Annotated in this window: 16 protein-coding genes and 1 pseudogene; 13 read left to right on the top strand and 4 right to left on the bottom strand. The window is 65.3% G+C overall.

Going from position 1 to position 20,996, the window contains the following annotated elements:
• The first annotated feature begins 72 nt into the window (after positions 1 to 72).
• Complete coding sequence (locus ACLQ3I_RS07250) at positions 73 to 1,242, top strand: alpha-hydroxy-acid oxidizing protein (RefSeq protein WP_425800910.1); 1,170 nt, start codon at positions 73 to 75, stop codon at positions 1,240 to 1,242.
• A gap of 22 nt (positions 1,243 to 1,264) precedes the next feature.
• On the opposite strand, the gene ACLQ3I_RS07245 is transcribed toward ACLQ3I_RS07250, so the two are convergent.
• Positions 1,265 to 1,816, bottom strand: a complete 552-nt coding sequence (locus ACLQ3I_RS07245) for a dihydrofolate reductase family protein (protein ID WP_425792241.1) — start codon at positions 1,814 to 1,816, stop codon at positions 1,265 to 1,267.
• A 242-nt stretch (positions 1,817 to 2,058) separates the two neighbouring features.
• Here ACLQ3I_RS07245 and ACLQ3I_RS07240 point away from each other — a divergent pair, with 242 nt between their 5' ends.
• Positions 2,059 to 3,642: a DUF222 domain-containing protein gene (locus ACLQ3I_RS07240; RefSeq protein WP_425800908.1), complete on the top strand. Its 1,584-nt coding sequence runs from the start codon at positions 2,059 to 2,061 to the stop codon at positions 3,640 to 3,642.
• Positions 3,643 to 3,660: 18 nt separating this feature from the next.
• Here the strand turns inward: ACLQ3I_RS07240 and ppk2 are convergent, their stop codons facing one another.
• Both ppk2 and ACLQ3I_RS07230 read right to left on the bottom strand, forming a co-directional pair.
• Complete coding sequence (ppk2, locus tag ACLQ3I_RS07235; RefSeq protein ID WP_425801876.1) at positions 3,661 to 4,425, bottom strand: polyphosphate kinase 2; 765 nt, start codon at positions 4,423 to 4,425, stop codon at positions 3,661 to 3,663.
• A 481-nt stretch (positions 4,426 to 4,906) separates the two neighbouring features.
• Positions 4,907 to 5,152, bottom strand: coding sequence for a three-helix bundle dimerization domain-containing protein (locus ACLQ3I_RS07230; RefSeq protein ID WP_425792236.1), 246 nt, complete (start codon positions 5,150 to 5,152; stop codon positions 4,907 to 4,909).
• A 261-nt stretch (positions 5,153 to 5,413) separates the two neighbouring features.
• Between ACLQ3I_RS07230 and ACLQ3I_RS07225 the strand changes: the two genes are divergently transcribed.
• From ACLQ3I_RS07225 to ACLQ3I_RS07200, 6 genes are all read left to right on the top strand, one after another.
• The gene (locus ACLQ3I_RS07225) at positions 5,414 to 5,932 is read left to right on the top strand and encodes a MarR family winged helix-turn-helix transcriptional regulator (protein ID WP_425800906.1); all 519 of its coding nucleotides are present in this window, start codon (positions 5,414 to 5,416) and stop codon (positions 5,930 to 5,932) included.
• On the top strand, positions 5,932 to 6,768 hold the full coding sequence (locus ACLQ3I_RS07220; RefSeq protein ID WP_425792234.1) for an MSCRAMM family protein: 837 nt from the start codon (positions 5,932 to 5,934) through the stop codon (positions 6,766 to 6,768). Before ACLQ3I_RS07225 ends, ACLQ3I_RS07220 begins: the two co-directional genes overlap by 1 nt.
• Entirely contained in the window at positions 6,765 to 7,586 is an 822-nt protein-coding gene (locus ACLQ3I_RS07215) for a YceI family protein (RefSeq protein ID WP_425800904.1), read from the top strand. The genes ACLQ3I_RS07220 and ACLQ3I_RS07215 overlap by 4 nt, the downstream gene beginning before the upstream one ends.
• A 14-nt stretch (positions 7,587 to 7,600) precedes the next feature.
• Entirely contained in the window at positions 7,601 to 10,249 is a 2,649-nt protein-coding gene (locus tag ACLQ3I_RS07210; protein WP_425800902.1) for an MFS transporter, read from the top strand.
• A 142-nt stretch (positions 10,250 to 10,391) separates the two neighbouring features.
• Positions 10,392 to 11,432 (top strand): NAD(P)-dependent alcohol dehydrogenase, encoded by a 1,041-nt coding sequence (locus ACLQ3I_RS07205; protein ID WP_425800900.1) that lies wholly within the window; start codon positions 10,392 to 10,394, stop codon positions 11,430 to 11,432.
• Positions 11,429 to 13,030 carry an FMN-binding glutamate synthase family protein gene (locus tag ACLQ3I_RS07200; protein WP_425800897.1) on the top strand — a complete coding sequence of 534 codons (1,602 nt, stop codon included), beginning with the start codon at positions 11,429 to 11,431 and terminating at the stop codon, positions 13,028 to 13,030. The genes ACLQ3I_RS07205 and ACLQ3I_RS07200 overlap by 4 nt, the downstream gene beginning before the upstream one ends.
• A gap of 5 nt (positions 13,031 to 13,035) precedes the next feature.
• Here ACLQ3I_RS07200 and ACLQ3I_RS07195 read toward each other — a convergent pair whose 3' ends face one another.
• Entirely contained in the window at positions 13,036 to 13,506 is a 471-nt protein-coding gene (locus ACLQ3I_RS07195) for a nuclear transport factor 2 family protein (RefSeq protein ID WP_425792230.1), read from the bottom strand.
• A 217-nt stretch (positions 13,507 to 13,723) separates the two neighbouring features.
• On the opposite strand from ACLQ3I_RS07195, the gene ACLQ3I_RS07190 reads away from it, so the two are divergent.
• From ACLQ3I_RS07190 to ACLQ3I_RS07170, 5 genes and pseudogenes are all read left to right on the top strand, one after another.
• On the top strand, positions 13,724 to 14,860 hold the full coding sequence (locus ACLQ3I_RS07190; protein WP_425800895.1) for a DNA adenine methylase: 1,137 nt from the start codon (positions 13,724 to 13,726) through the stop codon (positions 14,858 to 14,860).
• A gap of 27 nt (positions 14,861 to 14,887) precedes the next feature.
• Entirely contained in the window at positions 14,888 to 15,769 is an 882-nt protein-coding gene (locus tag ACLQ3I_RS07185) for an LLM class flavin-dependent oxidoreductase (RefSeq protein ID WP_425801873.1), read from the top strand.
• A 192-nt stretch (positions 15,770 to 15,961) separates the two neighbouring features.
• Positions 15,962 to 17,157: pseudogene (locus ACLQ3I_RS07180) on the top strand (NAD-dependent epimerase/dehydratase family protein).
• Positions 17,154 to 19,064 (top strand): hypothetical protein, encoded by a 1,911-nt coding sequence (locus tag ACLQ3I_RS07175; protein WP_425800893.1) that lies wholly within the window; start codon positions 17,154 to 17,156, stop codon positions 19,062 to 19,064. Before ACLQ3I_RS07180 ends, ACLQ3I_RS07175 begins: the two are co-directional and overlap by 4 nt.
• Positions 19,061 to 20,926 carry a glycosyltransferase gene (locus ACLQ3I_RS07170; RefSeq protein ID WP_425800891.1) on the top strand — a complete coding sequence of 622 codons (1,866 nt, stop codon included), beginning with the start codon at positions 19,061 to 19,063 and terminating at the stop codon, positions 20,924 to 20,926. The genes ACLQ3I_RS07175 and ACLQ3I_RS07170 overlap by 4 nt, the downstream gene beginning before the upstream one ends.
• Positions 20,927 to 20,996 lie beyond the last annotated feature (70 nt).

The following is a 20,996-nucleotide window of genomic DNA, read 5'->3' as shown; positions in this document are numbered from 1 at the left end:
ACCGGCAAGTCGTCCGGTAGCGATGTCGTACATTCGTCACGGATGGCGCATCGACACAAGGGAGACACTGACATGACACCGGACTACGGGGCTTTCCAACTGGAGATCTACCTGGCCGGTACGCAAGGAGTGCTACCCCGCTACCCGGTGGACTCCGAGTCGCTCGAGCGCAAGGCGCAGGAGGTGCTGCCGTCCTGGATCTGGTCGTACGTGGCAGGTGGCTGCGGGAACGAGCGGACCCAGCGCGCGAACGTCGACGCGTTCGAGAAATGGGGCATCGTGCCCCGAATGGGCGTCGGGGCGACCGAACGCGACCTGTCAGTCGAATTGTTCGGGGCCACACTGCCGTCGCCGGTCTTCATGGCGCCGATCGGGGTGATCGGGATCTGTGCCCAGGACTTCCATGGCGATCTCGCCGTCGCGCGAGCCGCCGAGCGCACCGGGGTTCCGGCCGTGCAGTCCACGCTGTCCATGGACCCGATCGAGGAGACCGGCGCGATCCACCAGGAGACGCCGGGATTCTTCCAGCTCTACATGCCCAAGGATCGTGACCTCGCACTGAGTTTCATCCAACGTGCGGAACAGGCCGGATACAAAGGAATCGCCGTCACCCTGGACACCTGGACACCAGGCTGGCGCCCGCGGGATCTCAATACCTCCAACTTTCCGCAACTCCGCGGCATGTGTATCTCCAACTACTTCACCGACCCCAACTTCCTCGGCAAGCTCGCCAAGAGTCCGGACGAGGACCTGCCATCGGCCGTCCTGCAGTGGGCCGTGAACTTCGGCCAGCCGGTCAGCTGGGACGATCTGGCCTGGATCCGTGAGGTCACCGATCTGCCTGTCATACCGAAGGGGATCTGCCATCCCGACGACGTCCGCCGCGCCATCGACGTCGGCGCCGACGCCATCTACTGCTCGAATCACGGTGGGCGCCAAGCCAATGGTGGACTTTCGGCACTGCAGCACCTCCCCGATGTGGTGGCCGCGGCAGGTGACACACCCGTCTTGTTCGATTCGGGGGTGCGCAACGGCAGCGACGTCGTCCTCGCCCTCGCACTCGGTGCCACCGCGGTCGGCATCGGCCGCTCCTATGCCTACGCGCTGGCCGTCGGCGGCGAGGACGGACTGGTCCATCACCTCCGGTCGATCCTGGCCGAGGCCGACCTGCTGATGGCGATCAACGGCTATCCGTCGATTGCCGACCTCCAGGCCGACGGGGCTCTTCAGCGCGCGATGTAGCGGGCGGCCGTGAAAGCCGCGGTCACCCGGCCGCGTACCTGAGCATCGCGACACCGTTGCCGAACGACTTCGCGTCGACAAGCGCCAAGGTCGGTACCTCGTATCCGTCCGGGAACAGCCGCCGGCCGCGCCCCTGCACGCTGGGATACACGAACAGCCGATATTCATCGACGAACCCTGCACCGATCAGCGCGTGGGTCAGCGTGATGCTGCCGGTCACGACGATGTCCTTGCCGTCCTGCTCCTTCAACGCAGCGACGCCCTCGGCCATCGAATCGCCGGGGATGATCGTCGAGTTCGCCCAGTCGGGATCGGTCATCGTCGACGTCACCACGTACTTTTTCACCGTGTTCAGATAGTCGGTGACGCCGGTCTGGTCGTCGTCCTGGTGCGGCCAGTAGCTGCGGAAGTCCTCGAAAGTCTGTCTGCCGACCAACAACGCATCGGCTTCGGCGTCCTGACGGTGCGACTCCTCGATCAGATCCGGGGTCGTGTCGCTCGGATCGAACCAGGATTCCAACATCTCGATCGACCCGTCCAGCGTGACGTTCTGCGTGACCACCAACGTGCGCATGGGTCCTCCTCGTCGAATGACACAGTGTTCCAGATGGGTAGACCAGGTGGCCCGCCACAGTTCATCGCCTGACACCGGGGTGCACGCCCGCGGACGAGGCTCACGAACGATTCTTGTCAGACCGGTTTCGTAGAGTAGTCATCAGCAGGATCAGTTGTTGATGAACCCGAGGTCGGCCCCCACCGGAGTGGCTGATGTTCGAAGAGATATGTGGGAACGGTCCTGTGTTCCCTGGTTTCTTCGTGCGAAAGGTGTTCTCGGTGTCGGGTTCGGCGTGGTCACTGTCGTCGTGGTGGGGTGTCCCCTCGCCGTGGCCCGATGTGGCACCAATGTTCACCGGTGGGGTGCCTGCTGAGGAGATCCACGACGCGGACACCAACGACCTGGTTGGCTCCTTCGTCTCCCTGCAGCGCGGTCAGTCTTTTCTGGCGTGGCAGAAGTACCAGACCGCAGCCGAACTGCATGCCCGCATCGTCGGCACCACCCCGGACCCGCATGCGCTGTTCCTCAAGGACAGCTTCGCCGACTGTGCCGCGCGGATCGCGATGGCGTTGAGCATCTCTCAGCAGGCCGCGGAAAAGGTCATCAATCAAGCTCTCGCCCTACGGGATCGGTTGCCGCAGATCGCCGAACGACTCCGGGACGGGCGGATCTCGGCCGAATTGGTCGCCACGGTCATCTCCCGCACCGATCTGGTTGAGGGTCATGAGTACGCCGTGGCGGTCGACGCAGAGATCGCCGCCGCGCTGGATCTGCACGACGGTGCGTGGTCCCGCGAACGCGTGCAGGACATGGTCGATCGGATAGTGTTCCGCCACGACCCGGACGGGGTACGTGAGCATCGCAAACGTGCGCTCGATGCCCGCGGGGTGTGGGTACACGACGGCAAGGACGGTACCTCGAAGTTCACCGCGACGATGGCGGCAGAGAACGCGCGGATCGCGATGGCCGCGGTCAAGGCACTCGCGGCGACCGCCTGTGAATTCGATGGACGTACGAAACTGCAGCGTGCCTCGGACGCGGCATTCGCGTTGATGACCGGGACTGCGTTCGAATGCCAGTGCAGCCACCCCGAGTGCAGTGCACAGATCCCCGAACCGGCAGCGATGCCGCAGGTCGACAGCAAGGTGATCATCCACGTCATCGCCGACGAATCCACCGTCGCCGGTACCGCCGACAATGCCGGGTTCCTCGCCGGGCACGGCGTCATCTCCGACGACCACGTCCGCGATCTGGTCGCGCGTCCCGATGCGGTGGTCCTACCTCTCGTACCGCCTGGTACGCAGCCGAACCCGGACGGCACCATCACGCTGCCGGCGCATCTGCCATCGGATCCGTACCGGCCGTCGTCAGCACTGGATCTGTTCGTGCGGATTCGTGACGGCTACAGCGTGATCCCCGGCTCCTCGGTGTCGTCATTCGACGCCGACCTCGACCACGTCGTCGAATACGACCACCGCCATCCGATGCGTGGCGGTCAGACGGCCCCGGACAATCTGAACGCCAAAGACCGCTTCGGGCACCTGCTCAAGACGTTCGGCGATTGGGTCGACGATCAGTACCGCGACTACACCGGCCGCCTGCGCATCGAGTTCACCACGCCCGAAGGTCTGATCATCCCGGGCGATCCCGAACATCTCGACGTCCTGTTCCCCGGGCTGCGACGGATCCGATTCGCCGCGCCCGCTCAGGCACCGCCGCGCACCGCAGAAAGTGCGCCGATACCACCTACTCGTTCGCAGAGTCGGGTGTCAGCCAAACACGCCCGCAGACAGCAGGAACGCGAACGCAACCGCAAACGCCGAATCAAGGAGGCTGACGACTAGAAGCCGAGACCCCCTTGCTCAGTACCGCACCGGAACCTCGGTCACGGCCAGATGAGGACTCGTGTACCCGCTGCGGACCCGTTCGGGGAGTTCGATATCCGGCGCAGCGAGAGGCGTGTACGGCACCTGGTCGAGCAAGTGGCCGATGATGTTGAGGCGTCCACGCTTCTTGTCGTCGGTGTTCGCGACATACCATGGCGCCCAACCGGTGTCGCTGTAGCGGAACATGTCGTCGCGAGCTTTCGAGTATTCGTCCCAGTGCGTATACGACTTCACGTCCATCGGCGACAGTTTCCAGTACTTGCGCGGATCGTCGATCCGGCTCTGCAGACGAAGGGTCTGCTCATCTTCGCTGACCTCGAGCCAGTACTTGATCAGCAGAACCCCGGACCGGACCACGGCACGCTCGAACTCGGGGACGTCGGCGAGGAACTGCGTGGACTGTTCCTCCGTGCAGAAACCCATCACCCGCTCCACGCCGGCACGGTTGTACCAACTGCGGTCGAAGATCACCACCTCGCCCGCCGCCGGGAGATGCGGCACGTACCGCTGCAGGAACATCTGGGACTTCTCACGCTCGGTGGGGGTCGGCAACGCCACGACTCGGAACACCCGGGGGCTGACGCGCTCGGTGATCGCCTTGATGACGCCCCCCTTGCCCGCGGTGTCCCGCCCCTCGAAGATCACGCAGACCTTGGCGCCGGTCGCGCGCACCCACTCCTGCATGGCGACGAGTTCGGCGTGGAGCGGCTTCACCAACTCCCGGAACTCCTTGTTCTTCATCGGAGACGCTGGTGCCGAATCTGATTCGAGAACCCTGGTGCGCTCTGGTGCCGACGCGGCGTCGCGGATCGCATTCTTCTTGGCGTGTGACTTCTTCTTGGACTTCTTCTTACCCACGAGCTGCTCTCCTCGATGACGAATGCCCGGTCGACCACCCCGACAAGGTTTCGCAGAATCCTACGCGGGTGCACACTCGGAATATGGAGTCGCAACATGTGTTCGTCACCGGCGAGCGCTCGGGACGATGAGCGGCCGAAACCATCCGTGCCTTACGATCCCCCGGTGACCGTTGGTGCAGAGGATCCGTCTCAGGCCCAGGCCCGGTCCTTGATCGCAGATCTCGAACGAGTGACCGACAGGATCGTCGCCGAGCTGGAATCGACCTCGATGCATCCGTCGAGCGCTAACCGTCGGCGCAGTGAACTCTACGAGGCGCGCGCCCTCATCCGGCTCCTGGAGACGCAATACGGCCTGTCGACGATCACTGCTCGCCGAGATGCGGCGGAACCTTCGCCGGATCTGCCATGACGGCCGATCCGCCCAGTTCCTGATTGGCCCGCCGCTCGACCAGCAACGGCACGAAATCACGAACACGCTTACCGTCGAAATGCCGGTATGCCGCCTCGACGGCGCCGGCCACATCGTCCGACGGGTGGGCCGCGTAGGCCTCCGTCAATCGAGTCCGGACCTCGTTGATCTGTCTGCGTTCGTCATCGTCCCCGGCCATCGCCCCACGCTACGACCGGGTTTGGGCAGCGGCCCGTCGCCCGCCGCGATTGTCACCCACTGTTCACGTCTCCCCGCCCCGGCGACCGGTCCCAATACCCCAAAATTGTCCGAATTGAGCTGATTTGCCCGTCTTTTCGGCGTAGATGTAGCCCAACTCACACCGTCTCGATGCGTGCTCACGCGGAGAACTACTTTAGTCTGGCTAAGTAATTTTCATTTAGCTTTACGAAGCAAGTTGTCCGCGGAGGGAAGTCTGTCTATGGGCGAGGGCGCAGTGGTCGGCCTGTCGTCTGCCGCAACCCTGAGCGACGCCGCCACCATCCATCGTGACCTCATCCGGATAGGGCGTGCGATCCGCGCCAGGTCCGGCGGCGGAGAACTTTCCGCAGGTCAGATGTCTGCATTGTGGACAATTGCCCAGAACGCGCCGATCCGGGCGACCGAACTGGCCGAACGGGAGGGCGTCGCCGCACCGACGATGTCCCGGGTGGTGGCCTCGCTCGAACGACACGGGATGGTCATGCGCACCACCGATCCGCGCGACGGACGGGTCAGTCTCCTGGCCCCGTCGGCCGAGGGGATGGACCACATCCGGGGCGCGTCGTCGCGGAACTCCGAGCTCTTCGAGATGGCCCTCGGCCAGCTCGCCGACGAGGACCGCGTGGCCGTTGAGCGGTCGATGCGCATTCTCGCCAACACCATGTGCGGCCTGGCCGCACCGACCGCAGACAGCCCAGATACCGCGGACAGCGCAACAGTAGAAGGAGGGGGATCCTGATGCAGCCCAACGTCAATGGCCACCGGGATGAGGACGGGATCGAGCCGTCACACACCATCGCCGGCGGAGCGATCCGCGGCGAGATCCGACGCGGAGACGGCGCCACCATCGCCGACGCGACGATCACCGTGATCGACCCGAACGGACGCCAGGCCGCCCGCACGGTGGGAGACGCCGACGGCACGTTCGGGATTGCGGTCCCGGGAGGCGGTCACTACGTCCTCGTCGTCTCGGCAGGCGGCCACGAACCATCCGCGGTGACCGTCACGGTCGGATCGACTCCGATCGATGTCGAGGTGGTGCTCACCTCGATGGCAGCGCTCTCCGGGAGTGTCACAACCTCCGCGACCGGCGAGGCCGTGGCCCAGGCGACGGTGGCCGTCGCCGATCATTCCGGCCATGTCACCGCGACCGCCGTGACGGGCGTCGACGGACAGTGGAGTGTCGCCGGCCTCGCAAACGGGACCTACACCGTCATCGTCACGGCTGCCGGATGCGATCCCGTCGCGGAGACCGTGATGATCAACGGAACAGCTTCTCCCGCTGTCGATGTGGTACTCCGCACGGCGGCGGAACTCGGCGGGACGATCACCGACGGCACCGGAGCCGACGGCGCACCGGTGGCACACAGCCAGGTCGCCCTGCTCAACGACTCGGGTGAGATGGCTGCGAGCGCATTGACCGACGACGACGGTCGGTATCTGTTCGCGAACCTCACACCCGGCGACTACACCGTGATCGCGAACGGGTACTCCCCCGTCGCGGCAACCATCGACATCGAGGCCGGGCGGTTCGTCTCCCACGAGTTCGTCCTGGGAGCAAGGGGGCAGGCATGAGCGCAACAATCACGGCACGCGTCGCGACGTCGAGCGGACGTCCGCTCGACGGTGCGGTCATGACCGTCATGTCGCAGGCCGGCGAGCAACGTGCGATCGCCCGCGCGAACACCGAGGGAGCCGTCGTCGCCGGCGACCTGGACACCGGAACCTACACCGTGGTGATCACCGCCGAGGGCTACCAGCCGACGGCGCGGGTGGCGGTGGTGACCGGATCGAGTCCGGTGAGTCTCGGCGAGATCTCCGCGGCACGGGCCGGGGGCGCGCCCACCCCGCAGCCCGGCCGCTGGGATATCGATCCCGGCCACTCGGTCATCGAGATCAGCGTGCGGCACTTCGGGATCGCCAGCATCAAGGGCCGGTTCACCGATTTCACCGGTCAGATCGAGGTCGGCGAGGACATCGAGCAGTCGTCCGTGCTGGCCGAGATCAAGACTGCCAGCATCGACACCGAGAACGAGACCCGCGACAACCACTTACGATCAGACGCCTTCTTCGACGCCGAGCAGTATCCGGTCGCCGAGTTCCGTGCCGTCCAGGTACGTCCGGCCACCGACGAGACGTGGACGCTGGCGGGATCGCTGACACTGCGCGGCAGCGCGGTGCCGGTCACCCTCGAGCTCTCTTACCTCGGCGAGGTCGAGGACCCGTGGGGTGGTCATCGAGCCGCCTTCCGCGCCACCGGAACGCTGGAGCGCACCGACTTCGGGATCAGCTTCGACGACAAGCTGCTCAGCGGGGTTGCGCAGATCGGCAGTACGGCGAAGGTCGTCCTCGACGTCCAGGCCGTCCGCAGCAGCACACATATTTCTGATTGATCCGAAAGGCACACATGTCGAATCACACAGTGGCGGAGAGGGGCGGGGCCGCGTCGGCGGCGTCCACTCGCCCCTCGCGCCAGAGATCCCTCGAGGAGCTCGGTCCGAACTACAAGTGGATCGCGCTCTCCAACACCACCCTGGGCATGCTGATCGCGACGATCAACAGCTCGATCGTCCTGATCGCCCTGCCCGACATCTTCAAGGGCATTCATCTCAATCCCCTCGAACCCCAGAACACCAGCTACCTGCTGTGGATGATGATGGGCTTCCTGGTGGTCACGGCCGTGCTGGTGGTGAGCTTCGGACGCCTCGGCGACATGTTCGGTCGCGCCCGCATGTACAACATGGGCTTCGCGATCTTCACGATCTCGTCGATCTTCCTGGCCATCACCTGGTTCGACGGCAGTGAGGCCGCCATCTGGCTGATCTTCTGGCGCATCATCCAGGGCGTCGGCGGCGCCTTCCTGATGGCGAACTCGTCGGCGATCCTCACCGACGCCTTCCCCGCCAACCAGCGGGGCCTCGCCATGGGCATCAACGGTGTCGCCGCGATCGCCGGCTCGTTCCTGGGCCTGCTGATCGGTGGTGTCCTCGCCCCGATCCAGTGGCACTTCATCTTCCTGGTGTCGGTGCCGTTCGGCGTGATCGGCACGATCTGGGCGTACCTGAAGCTGCACGACACCGGTGAACGCCGCAAGGCCAAGATGGACTGGTGGGGCAACATCACCTTCGCAGTCGGCCTCATCTCCATCCTGATCGCGATCACTTACGGCATCCAGCCCTACGGCTCGTCGAACATGGGCTGGGGCAACCCCTGGGTCCTCACCGGCCTCATCGGCGGTGTGATCGTGCTGGCCGTCTTCGTGTTCATCGAGACCAAGGTCGACAGCCCGCTGTTCGAACTGTCACTGTTCAAGAACCGTTCGTTCGCGTTCGGCAACATCGCCAACCTGATGGCGTCGATCGGCCGTGGTGGTCTGCAGTTCATCCTGATCATCTGGCTGCAGGGCATCTGGCTCCCGCAGCACGGCTTCGACTACTCGCGTACACCGCTGTGGGCCGGCATCTACATGGTGCCGATGACTATCGGCTTCCTGCTCAGTGCACCGGTCTCCGGGTACCTCTCGGACCGCGTCGGCACCAAGTGGTTCACCACCATCGGCATGCTGATCACCGCGGGCACCTTCGCGGCACTCATCGCGATCCCGGTCGACTTCACCTACTGGGTGTTCGCCGTGATCATGTTGATCAACGGCATCGGCATGGGTTTGTTCGCATCACCGAACCGCGCCGAGGTGATGAACAGTCTCCCGGTCACCTCGCGTGGCTCCGGCGCAGGCATGATGACGACCTTCCAGAACGCCGCCATGGTGCTCTCGATCGGCCTGTTCTTCTCGCTGATGATCGCCGGTCTCAGTACGCATCTGCCGGATGCGATGTTCGGCGGTCTGACGCAGGGCGGTATGCCGCAGGCCCCGGCCAGCGGCATCGCACACCTGCCGACGGTCGGCATCCTGTTCGCGGCGTTCCTCGGCTACAACCCGATCCGCGAGATCGGTGGCCAGGCGCTGCAGGGCCTGCCGCAGGCGAGTGCCGACCACCTGACGGGTCTGGACTTCTTCCCGCACCTGATCAGCGATCCGTTCTCCGACGGACTGACCGCGGCCTTCACCTTCGCGCTGATCTGCTGCGTGCTGGGTGCCATCGCGTCGCTGTTCACCGGTGGGTCGAAGTCGCCGGTGGAATCGCCGGAGACCGTGGGCGCCGAGCTGGCGGCCGTCGCGGCCGATGCCTCCGTGGCCGCTCCTTCGGAACTGATCGACGAGCCGCGCAGCACCGGGCCACGACATCTGTTGACCTCGGCCGGAAGTGCACAGTCCGAGGTCGAACGGCCGAGGATCGCGGGCCGGATCACCGCCTCCGACGGAATACCGCTGGGCAACTCCGCCGTGACCGTGACCGACATCCGCGGCCACCAGGCCGGGGCGACCGCGGTGCACGACGACGGGTCGTATGCGGTGCACGATCTGGCAGACGGCACCTACACCGTAATCGCGACGGCACCGGGACGCTCGCCCAAGGCGCTCACCGTGTCCGTGGTCGGCGACCTGGTGTTCCGCCGCGACTTCGCCCTCACCGGTGGGTCGGTGCTCCAGGGTTCGGTGCGTGACGAACAGCGTCCGCTGCCGGCCAATCTGATCGTCACCGATCAGTCGGGTGCGGTGGTCACCCAGGCACACGCCGATTCCGATGGACGCTTCGCCATCCACGGGTTGTCGGAGGGCGACACCGTCGCCGTCACCGCATCGGTTCCCGGCTACCAGCCGACCAGCCAGCTGGTCACCGTCGATGCGACGTCGCGTGCCGACATCGAGATCGTCCTGGTCGCGACCGGTGGGGTGCAGGGTTCGGTGCGAGCCGTGGACGGATCGCCGTTGGCAGGTGCCACCGTCTCGGCGATCGGCCCCGAGCAGACCATCGTCGCCTCGGTGATCACCGACGCGGACGGCCGGTATCGGATCGAGGGTCTGACCGATGCGCAGTTCACGATCGTGGCCAACATGTACGAGCCCGCCGCCGTGCAGGTGAATGTGGCCACCGGCCAACGGAACACGGCCGACATCGCCCTGGGTTCCGGCAACCAGACCAGTGTTTCCTAGCGCGGTGTCACGGCACATGTTCTAGAAAACCCAGCGTCACAACGCGTTCGGCCCGTGTGGTCCCATGAGGGATCACACGGGCCGTTCTCGTCGGCGAGGAGTAGAACAGAAGTAGCCACGAGAAACTCGACGAGGAGGAACCGTGAAGGCGATCCAGATGGTCAAGCCGGGCAGCGAGCCGGAACTGCGCGAAGTGGACAAACCGTCGCCCGGCCCCGGTGAGGTGCTGCTGAAGGTGACCGCCGCGGGTGCGTGTCACTCCGACGACTTCGTGCTGAACATGCCGGCCGAGGGCTTTCCGTATCCGCTCCCGCTGACGCTCGGCCACGAGGGTGTCGGGGTGGTCGCCGAACTCGGCAGCGGCGTCACCACACTGTCCGAGGGCACCGCGGTCGCGGTCTATGGGCCGTGGGGCTGCGGGGTGTGCCAATTCTGTTCGCGCGGACTGGAGAACTACTGCAGCAATGCCGCCGAACTCCAGATCGCGCCCCCGGGGCTCGGCGCCCCCGGCGCCATGGCCGAGTACGTGATCGTCGACGACCCGCGTCACCTCGTGCCCATCGGCGACCTGGACCCGGTCACCACCGTGCCCCTCACCGACGCCGGGCTCACCCCTTATCACGCCATCAAACCCTCGCTACCCAAGCTCGTCGGTGGCTCCACGGCCGTTGTCATCGGGAGCGGCGGACTCGGGCATGTCGCCATCCAGCTGCTCCGCCATCTCACTCCCTCCCGGGTGATCGCGCTCGACGTGACCCAGGAGAAGCTGGACTTCGCCAGGGAGGTGGGGGCTCACGAGACCGTGCGCAGTGACGCCGACGCCGTCGCCAACATTCGCAAGATCACCGGAAATGACGGGGCTACAGCCGTTTTCGACTTCGTGGGGTACCAGCCCACCATCGACACAGCGATGGGGGCGGTCGGCACGATGGGCGATGTGACGATCGTGGGTCTCGGCGACGGACAGGCAGCGGCCAAGGTCGGGATCTGGGCGCAACCCTACGAAGTGTCGGTGCGTACACCGTACTGGGGATCGCGGAGTGAACTCATCGAAGTACTCGACCTCGCGCGCGACGGCGCGCTCGACGTCGCCGTGCAGACCTTCGGTCTCGACGACGGAGTCGAGGCGTATCGCAAGCTCGCGGCGAATGACCTCCGCGGACGCGCCGTCGTCGTACCGTGATCCGTGTCGCGAGCGTCGTCTCGCTGGTGGTGGTCGCCCTCGCGGCCATCGCCATCGCATCGCTGGGCCCTTGGGGCTGGTGGATCCTGGCAGTCGCCCTGACCGCGATCGCCGGTGTCGGTGTCTACGACCTCATCCAGCGTCGCCACTCCGTGCTGCGGAACTATCCGGTGGTCGGCCACCTGCGGTTCCTGCTGGAGTCGCTGCGACCGGAACTGCAGCAGTACTTCATCGAGCGCAACTTCGACGGCAGGCCCTACGATCGCGACATCCGGTCGCTGATCTACGAACGTGCCAAAGGGACCGCGGCCGAACTGTCCTACGGGACCGAGCGCGACATCGACGCCGATGGTTACGAATATCTGGTCCACTCGGTCGCACCGATCGAACGGCCGTCGGAGCCGTTCCGAGTGCGAGTGGGCGGCCCCGACTGCCGACGCCCCTACGACATGTCACTGCTCAACGTGTCGTCGATGAGCTTCGGTGCGCTGTCCGGAAATGCGCTGCAAGCGTTGAACAACGGCGCCCGCAAAGGCGGATTCGCGCACGACACCGGCGAGGGCGGGCTCACGCCCTACCACCTGGGCGGGGCCGACGTGATCTGGGAGATCGGCTCAGGCTATTTCGGAACGCGAACCGAGGACGGGAATTTCGATCCGGACCAATTCGCCGACAAGGCCGCCGACGATCACGTCAAGGCGATCTCGTTGAAGCTGAGCCAAGGAGCCAAACCCGGTGTCGGCGGGGTACTTCCCGCAGCCAAGGTCAGCACGGAGATCGCCCGCTATCGCGGCGTGCCGGCCGGCGAGAAGTGCGTCAGCCCGGCGAGCCATGCCGAATTCACCACCCCGCGTGAGCTCATCGCCTTCGTCGCACGACTTCGCGAACTCAGTGACGGCAAACCGGTCGGGGTGAAGCTCTGCATCGGATCGAGGGTGGATGTGCTCGCCATCTGCAAGGCGATGCTCGCCGAGCAGATCACCCCGGACTTCATCGTCGTCGACGGCGCCGAAGGCGGAACCGCCGCAGCGCCACTGGAATACGAGGACCATGTCGGCCTACCGCTCACCGACGGATTGATGACGATGCACAACGCGCTCGTGGGCACCGGTCTACGAGACCGAATCCGGGTCGGCGCGAGCGGCAAGGTCGCGTCCGGCAACGACATCGTCAAACGCTTGATCCAGGGCGCCGACTACACCAATGCCGCGCGAGCGATGATGATGGCCGTCGGTTGCATCCAGTCGCAGCGGTGTCATACCAACCACTGCCCCGTGGGTGTGGCCACCCAGGATCCCCGACGTGCCCGCGCGCTCGACGTGGATGACAAGAGCGAGCGCGCCTATCGCTACCACCAGGCCACCGTCGACGAGGCCATGCGACTGATGGCCTCGATGGGCGTCACGGATCCCTCCCAGCTGTCACCCCACCTGCTTCGCAAACGGGTGTCAGCCACCTGCCAACGCTCCTACGCGGAGATCTACGAGTGGCTCCGGCCGGGCCAACTCCTCCACGAGGCCCCGCAGACCTGGGTCGACGACTGGACTCGCGCCGACCCGGATTCGTTCGCGCCCGACGGGACACGCGTTCGGGGGTGACCGCGCTAGCGAGACGGCTTCATGTCCCCGAAGTATCCCGTCCGCCACACCACCCGGTTCTGTAGCTGGGTGATGCGCCAGCCGTCCGGCAGCCGGGTCAGGCTCGCCGTCACCACGCCACCGGCGGTGAACGCTCTGTCGTTCAAGTCGGCGCCCTCGGGCCGGTCCTTCCACAGGTGGATCGCGACGAGATTGAACCGGAGATCGGCGATGTCGCCGGTCACCTGCACATCGTGGCCGGTCAGCAGATGCTGACTGCTCTCGAAACGCGCGAAATTGCGCGCGTGGCTGGCCGCGATGTCGTGCGGGCCGATCGTCTCCGAGCCGTCCGGACGAACGATCGTGGCGTCGTCATGAAAGATCTCGTGGAACCGCCACTCGTCGAAATCCTGTTCGTCGAGCAGGCGGAAGTAGCTGGTCACCAGTCGCACGACTCGCTGGGAATCGAGCCAGTATTCGAGGTCGGAAGGCTGCACGTCCCCATTGTGCGACAACGCCCGGCCGGCGCAAGGTCTACGCCCACCTCGAAGTAACGCGCACTCGCCACGAGCCCGCGCACGTCGCGACGTGCGCGTCATCTCGGGCTCTGCGCGTTCACCTTCGGTAATCCCGCCCACACCGACGCCATCAGGTGCGACGATGTCGGAACCGACCGACTCGATCCCCCCTGAATCGATCCGAGGTGGCAACGCGGTGAGCCTTGATCACGCGTCATCCGCTCCGCCGGCTGCGATCGTGGAGGACCCGCGCTACCTCTCCGATCAACTCCTCACCTACATCGGCAACAAACGGTCGCTGCTGCCCGTGATCGATGCGGCCGCCGAGCAGGTGCAGACACGGCTGGGCCGCCGACTGGTGGTGCTCGACGCGTTCTCGGGGAGCGGCGCCGTGTCGCGACTGTTCAAGGCGCGCGCCAGCCGGGTGATCGCCAACGACCTCGAATCGTATGCGCGGGTGATGAGCGAGTGCTATCTCTCCGACCGGGCCGACGTGGATCCCGACGAGATCGGATCGCTGGTGGAGACCATCAACACCCAAGTCGACCAGGGACTCTCGTTCGACGGATTCATCGAGGAGCTCTACGCCCCCGACGACGACGAGCACATCCGCCCCGGCGAACGGGTGTTCTACACCCGCGACAACGCGCGACGCCTCGATGCCTACGCCACGTTGATCCACCAACTCGACGACCGGGTGAAGCCCTATCTGCTGGCACCGTTGCTATCCCTCGCATCGGTCCACGCCAACACCTCCGGCGTGTTCAAGGGATTCCACAAGGACCGGCGCACCGGCATCGGCAGTTTCGGCGGGTCGGGTCGAGACGCCTTGGTGCGCATCCTCGGGACCATCCGCCTGTCGCCGCCGGTCCTGAGCCGGCACCGCGCCCAGACCCAGGTGCTCCAGATGGACGCCAACGCCCTGCCCGGCCGCGTCGGCCCGGTGGACGTCGCCTACCTCGATCCGCCCTACAACCAGCACCCGTACGGTTCGAACTACTTCATGCTCAATCTCCTCGTCAACTACCTGCGACCGACCGAGATCAGCCCGATCTCCGGCATCCCCGTCGACTGGAACCGCTCGCGTTACAACGTGCGGAAGGATTCGGCCACGCTGCTGCGAGACCTGGTGACCTCCCTCGACGCCCGGTTCCTGATCGTGTCCTTCAACGACGAGGGCTACATCGCCCCGTCCGAGATGGGCGACCTGCTCGCCTCGGTCGGGTCGGTGACCGAGTTCCGGTCCCGGTACAACACCTTCCGCGGCAGCCGGAATCTCCGGGCCCGTGCCGTCCACGTCACCGAGCACCTGTTCGTGGTCGAGAAGGGGTGATGCGAGAATCCACCCGTGCACATCGGAATGACCATGCCGGTGATGGAACCGGACCTCGACACCGACCTCCTGAAGGCCTGGGCGACCGCGATCGACGACGGCCCCTACTCCTCGCTGTGCTGGGGCGAACGCATCGCGTTCGACAACCCGGACTGTCTCACCCTGCTCGGCGCGCTGTCGGCCTGGACCGACCGAGTACGACTGGTCACCACCGTCGTGGTGCCCCAACTGCACGATCCGGTGATGCTGGCCAAGGCGCTGGCCACCGGCGACATGCTGTGTGGTGGTCGGCTGACGGTCGGCCTCGGTATCGGTGGACGCCATGAGGACTACCACGCGGTCGGTGCCGACACCTCCGCCCAGACGATGCGGGGGATGGCCGAGCGTGTCGACATCATGCGCCGGGTCTGGGCCGGCGAGAAGATCACCGAATCGGTGTTGCCGGTCGGGCCGCGCCCCCGTCAGACCGGTGGACCCGAACTCCACGTCGGCACCACCGGACCGAAGACCATCCGCAGCGCCTCGGCGTGGGCCTCGGGCGTCGCGGGTGTCACGCTGGACCTGGACCTGGTCCGGCAGCAGGAACTCTTCGACGTCGCGCGTACGGCGTGGGCCGATGCGGGCAAGCCCGCGCCCCACCTCGCCACATCGTTCTGGTTCGCGCTCGGAACGGGCGACGGCCCGCGCGAACAGGTGCATCGTCACCTGCGCCACTACATGAACTGGATCCCGGCCGATTTCGTCGACGCGATCGCCCCCACCACCGGCTGGGCCGGCACCGAAGACGAGCTGGCCGCGGTGCTCCGCCGCTTCGCCGAGATCGGCACCGACGAGGTCCAGCTCATCCCGACCAGTTCGGATCCCGATCAGCTGCGTCGCGCAACCGAGGTCGCGGCCGAGTTCGCCTGAGCGGGGGCGCGTACGGAACGCACGTTGCAGCGATGTTGCACCGCCTCGACCTCGCCGAACACCAGGAAATCCACGCCCGAACAATTTAGCCTGGGTAAACGTGGCCGTTGTTCGATCGATGTCCGACTCCTCACCACCAGTACCGGCACGCGTAGCGGACATTCGAACGGTGACCGGTGCAGAGGGGCGTACATGCGGATTCTGGTCCTGGGCGGCGACGGCTTTTGTGGATGGCCGAGTGCCCTGCACTTGTCGGCCGTCGGCCACGACGTGACCATCGTCGACAGTTTCGTCAGGCGCAGGATCGACGACGAACTCGGCGTCACGTCCCTGACCCCATCCACACCTTGGCCGAGCGGGTGGATGCATGGCATGAGGTGTCCGGGCGAGAGATCGGCGTGGCCGAGATCGACGTCGCGCACGACTACGCCGCGCTGGTCGAGCTGTTGGCCAGTTCGCGGCCCGAGGCCGTCGTCCACTTCGCCGAGCAGCGCGCCGCCCCGTATTCGATGAAATCGCCTGAGCACAAGCGTTACACCGTCGACAACAACCTGAACGGCACGCACAATCTGCTCGCCGCGATTGTCGAGACGGGCTTGGACATCCACGTCGTCCATCTCGGCACGATGGGGGTCTATGGCTACGAGACGGTGCCGGTGGACCTGCCCGAGGGGTACCTCACGGTCACCTATCCGGATCGAAACGGCGAGACACATACGCGCGACATCCTCTACCCGACCCAGCCCGGCAGCGTCTATCACCTCACGAAGTCGCTGGACCAGTTGCTGTTCCAGTTCTACGCCCGCAACGACGGCATTCGGATCACCGACCTGCATCAGGGCATCGTCTGGGGCACACAGACCGACGAGACCGAACGGGACCCACGACTCATCAACCGTTTCGACTACGACGGCGACTTCGGGACGGTGCTGAACAGGTTCCTGGTGGAGGCGTCGATCGGATATCCGCTGACCGTGCACGGGTCCGGGGGCCAGACAAGGGCGTTCATCAACATCCGCGACTCCATCCGGTGTATCCGGCTGGCCGTGGAATCGGGTTCGGAAGTGACCGAACAGGTCCGGGTGATGAACCAGATGACCGAGACCCACCGGGTCGCCGATCTCGCCCATCTCGTCGCGAATCTCACGGGTGGCGAGGTGGCCGAGGTGTCGAATCCGCGTGCGGAGGCCGACGAGAACCTGCTCGCCGTCCGCAACGAACGACTGCTCGGACTCGGACTGGATCCGATCCGCCTGGACTCGGAATTGCTGAGAGCTGAGATCGAGATCGCCCGGAAGTACGCTGAACGCGTTGACCGGCAACACATACCGTGTACGTCGTACTGGACCGAGACTCGCCGCACCGCGGCGGAGGAGCACGATAAGTGAGCGACGAGAAGCCAGAAGACACTCCGAATCCGACATCGGCTGCCGACGACAAGGACACGAAGAAGAAGGAGTACTTCACCGGCGAACGGGGGCGAACCGTGCCACGCGCGGCCTTGTTGGTCCTCGCCGTCGCTCTGGTGGTCCTCCTGGTGTTCGTGTTCATGCAGCCCAAGTGGTTCACCCGCGACGTCGACGACACGAGTCTCGACGTTCCCGCCGACCGCCACTTCACCAAGACGCTGGAAGGCGCCGGCTACCACGACGGCGCCTGGCTCACCGATGATTCACCATCCACGAGCTACCTCGTCACCTTCCCTGCTGACTCGTCGCGCGACGAGACGCGCCTGCACCTGTCGGGCACCTCGCAGGTCGCCGAGGACAGTGTGGTGTTCATGACGGTGAAGATGGACGGGCAGCAGGTCTACAAGAGCGAACTGCCCCGCGGTGAACACGGCGTCGACACATTTGTCGACGTACCCGACCAGATCGCCGACGACGGACGCGTCCGCGTCCAGGTGATGCTCACCGGAAGCCTCAGCAATCAGACGTGTGTCGCCGACCATTCGACGGGCATGCAGGTCCACCTGGATCCGGGGTCCGTCGTCGAAGCCGCCCTCACCGAACGGGTGCACACGGTCCGCGACGCGGTGGTCTCCTGGAATCGTGACGTCACGATCGTCATCGCCGGCCAGAGCGATGAATGGCGCACCACGGCAGCACAGTTGGGGATCGCACTGACTCGTGCCGGTCATCGGGTCACCTATGTGGACAGCGTGCCCGACTCGGATGTGCAGAACTCCGTCGTCGTCGGGCCGGCGCAGAAACTCGGCGAACTGGGCTGGTCGGCCTCCCAACCGTCCGACGACAGCATCGCGATGGGGACGGTGAACAACACACCCGTCGTCGGCATCGTCAAACCGCAGGGCGATCTCACCTCGAGCTTCCTGACCAGCACATCCGTGACCACCGCCGACTCGGATCAGAATGACCCGCAAACACTTCCGGTGGTCGCGGCGAGCGGAAACGAGGTCGGGCTGGAGACGCTCGGTGCGGGCACATCGGTGACCCAGATCGGCGACAATCACAAGTGGCGAGCGGCGTACGCACTCGCCGACCTGCCGGATGGCCGCCTGCCACAGGCGGTCCGAGTCGGCCTGCAACTGCCCGCATCGCCGGACGACCTCACCTGGATTCTCAACACCGAGCTCAACGGACAGCTCATCGACAGCCGTCGGCTGCCCAGGACCCCCACAACGCAGTCGACCATCCCGTTGCCACCGTCCGCGCAGCTGATGGACAACAGCCTGACGTTGACCGTCCAGCGTGACCGGAACATCGGCGGATGCGATGTGCGGGTGACCAACTATCCGATCCAACTCGAGTCGAGCTCCGCTCTCGTGCTCGGCAACGATCCGGGTGCGGGCTTCACCTCGCTCCCCCGGACCCTCACGCCCGGTTTCGCGGTCTACTGGCCGGATGCGGCCAAGTCGAGTGCCGTCGATGAACTGAACGCCGTGATACCGGCACTCACGAAGTTCGTGCCCGCCGGAACCCAACCCGCCTTCGAGTGGAACGCCCAGCCGGCGCCCGGTAAGCCGTTCGTCCTGGTCGGGCAGAGCCCGGAGGTGAACACGCTGGTCCACAACCAGGACGGGCGCATCGTCGCCGGCCCGGGCTCGTCCGCCCTGGACATCTCGTCGTTCGACAACGGGATGATTCTGCAGACCGCCACCAGCACGAGCCGGGCAGGCGGACTCGCGATCAACTACGCCGGTACACCCGGCCGGATGCGACTCCCCGAGTTCGGCCGCGAACCCGCACAGGTCGTGACCTCGCAGGCGAGCTTCGCGATCGGCCCCGACGGCAAGGTCATCGACGGTCCGGCAGATTCGGGAGCACCGGGATGACCACCTCGGTTCCGAATCCGCATGCCGAGGAGGCGATGACCGATCACTTCCGATCGGTCGACAGTGCACCGGCAGATTATGCCGTGGACCGTCCGGCCAGCGGTGTGAACGGCTTCCTCGTCACGTTCATCGCCTTGACCATCCTCGTCATGTGCGCACGGACACTCATGATCCACACCGGGTATTACGATGCCCCTCGCGATCTCGCACTCTTCACCGAGGGACGCGGAGAGGTCGTCTTCCCGTTGCGGATGTTCATCGTGCTGTTCTTCCTGACCTACGCGCTGTTCGCCTATTCCAACATCTGGCGCCGGGCGTTCCTCGTAGGGGCGCTGCTGGGAAAATTCCTCCTGTTCTGTATTGCCGTCGATACCATCTTCGGCGTGCTACGCGATGCGGGAATCGTGTCGATCTCGGTGTTCGGCGGTCAGATGATCTCGGGTCTCGCCGCACTCGCGATCTTTCCGCACACCATTTTGCGCCAGGCCCAACTCCCCACCCAGGGACCGATGTCCCGTGAACCACGTTTGCCACCGAAGGCGTTCTTCGCCTGGTTCCTCTCCCTCGCTCTGGCCATGGTCGGCGCAGCCATCGCGATCCACGTTCTCTTCAACATCGTCGACACCCTCAAGAACTGGGCCATCCTCGGTGGCATCGGTGCCGGTGTCTTCCTCATGCAGCAGATCCTGGCGGTCGCCACGGCCCTGCTCGGAATCCGCGCCATCAAGAAGTCACGCAGTCACGACTTTGCCCCTGCCACGGCAATTCTCGTGCCGGCGCACAACGAGGCCCACAGCATCGGGGCCACGATCGAATCGGTGGATCGGGCAGCGGAGACCTACCCCGGCAAGATCCACCTCTACGTGATCAACAACGCATCCTCGGATGCGACCCGCGAGGTCGCCGAGGAGACAATCGGCGCCTGCGAGTTCATCACCGGCGAGGTCATCGATTGCCCGACGCCGGGTAAGGCCATCGCATTGAACATGGGTGTGGATCTGATCCGGGAAGAGTTCATCGTCCGCATCGACGCCGACACGGTGATCGGCCCGGGATGCCTGGAAACCGCGATGCGCCATTTCGCCAATCCGGATGTCGGTTGTGTCGGCGGAATCCCGATGCCACTCGAGGAGAAGACCTGGATCGACAAGTCGCGCCTTGTCGAGGTGTACATGCGGCACGGGTTCTTCCAGGTCTCACTCGACGGCTATCAAGGTGTCATGGGGATTCCCGGGATGTTCGCCGTGTATCGCCGCGAACAGTTGATCGAGGTCGGCGGCATGGTGCAGGGCATGAACGGCGAAGACACCGACATCTGCATGCGGCTGACTGCCGCCGGCTATCACAGCATCGCCGACCCGAAGGCCGTGTACTACAGCGAAACCCCCGCCTCCTACGCACATCTGTGGGAACAGCGAACCCGCTGGTTCCGCAGTATTTATCACCTCACCGCGCGTAACCGCGCCATGCTCTTCGACGGTCACACCATGGTCGGGACATTCGTGTTGCCGTTCAATCTGGTCAACGCCGCCCGACGTGCGATGCTCGCACCGTTGCTCATCTTCGCGTCGATCGCCTTCATCGGCTTCCACGCGACGTTCACATCCATGCGGTGGCAGCCAGTGGTGGCCACCCTGCTCGGGATGTCGATGGTCATGACGGTGGCGGTCTGTGCGATCTGGCGTCCTGCCTCGATCAGACACATCCCCCTGTACCTCGGGTTTCGCGTGTTGCGCAGCTACTTCACGCTGGCGTCGGCATTGAGCCTGATCTACCCGCCGATGCAACCACGTATGCCGCGCTTGCGTTCACGACGACGGTCGCGTCGGAAAGCCACCGCGCACCTCACCCCATCGGAGTGACGGTGCCTCGATCGCCACGGTGCTAGATTTCGAGGAAACTCGACAAGGGACACGTCATGGCGCATCGGCC

Origin of the sequence: Gordonia sp. DT101, from assembly GCF_049844895.1 — a bacterium.
Lineage (GTDB): Bacteria > Actinomycetota > Actinomycetes > Mycobacteriales > Mycobacteriaceae > Gordonia.
The sequence above is the reverse complement of the archived record's forward strand: the minus strand, read 5'-3'. Positions and strand labels throughout refer to the sequence as shown.

Coding starts and splice junctions, on each gene's coding strand:
- ACLQ3I_RS07170 (WP_425800891.1), top strand. CDS start 19,061: ATGACCACCTCGGTTCCGAATCCGCATGCCGAGGAGGCGATGACCGAT.
- ACLQ3I_RS07215 (WP_425800904.1), top strand. CDS start 6,765: ATGAGCGCAACAATCACGGCACGCGTCGCGACGTCGAGCGGACGTCCG.
- ACLQ3I_RS07220 (WP_425792234.1), top strand. CDS start 5,932: ATGCAGCCCAACGTCAATGGCCACCGGGATGAGGACGGGATCGAGCCG.
- ACLQ3I_RS07230 (WP_425792236.1), bottom strand. CDS start 5,152: ATGGCCGGGGACGATGACGAACGCAGACAGATCAACGAGGTCCGGACT.
- ACLQ3I_RS07185 (WP_425801873.1), top strand. CDS start 14,888: ATGACCATGCCGGTGATGGAACCGGACCTCGACACCGACCTCCTGAAG.
- ACLQ3I_RS07225 (WP_425800906.1), top strand. CDS start 5,414: ATGGGCGAGGGCGCAGTGGTCGGCCTGTCGTCTGCCGCAACCCTGAGC.
- ACLQ3I_RS07245 (WP_425792241.1), bottom strand. CDS start 1,816: ATGCGCACGTTGGTGGTCACGCAGAACGTCACGCTGGACGGGTCGATC.
- ACLQ3I_RS07250 (WP_425800910.1), top strand. CDS start 73: ATGACACCGGACTACGGGGCTTTCCAACTGGAGATCTACCTGGCCGGT.
- ppk2 (WP_425801876.1), bottom strand. CDS start 4,425: ATGAAGAACAAGGAGTTCCGGGAGTTGGTGAAGCCGCTCCACGCCGAA.
- ACLQ3I_RS07210 (WP_425800902.1), top strand. CDS start 7,601: ATGTCGAATCACACAGTGGCGGAGAGGGGCGGGGCCGCGTCGGCGGCG.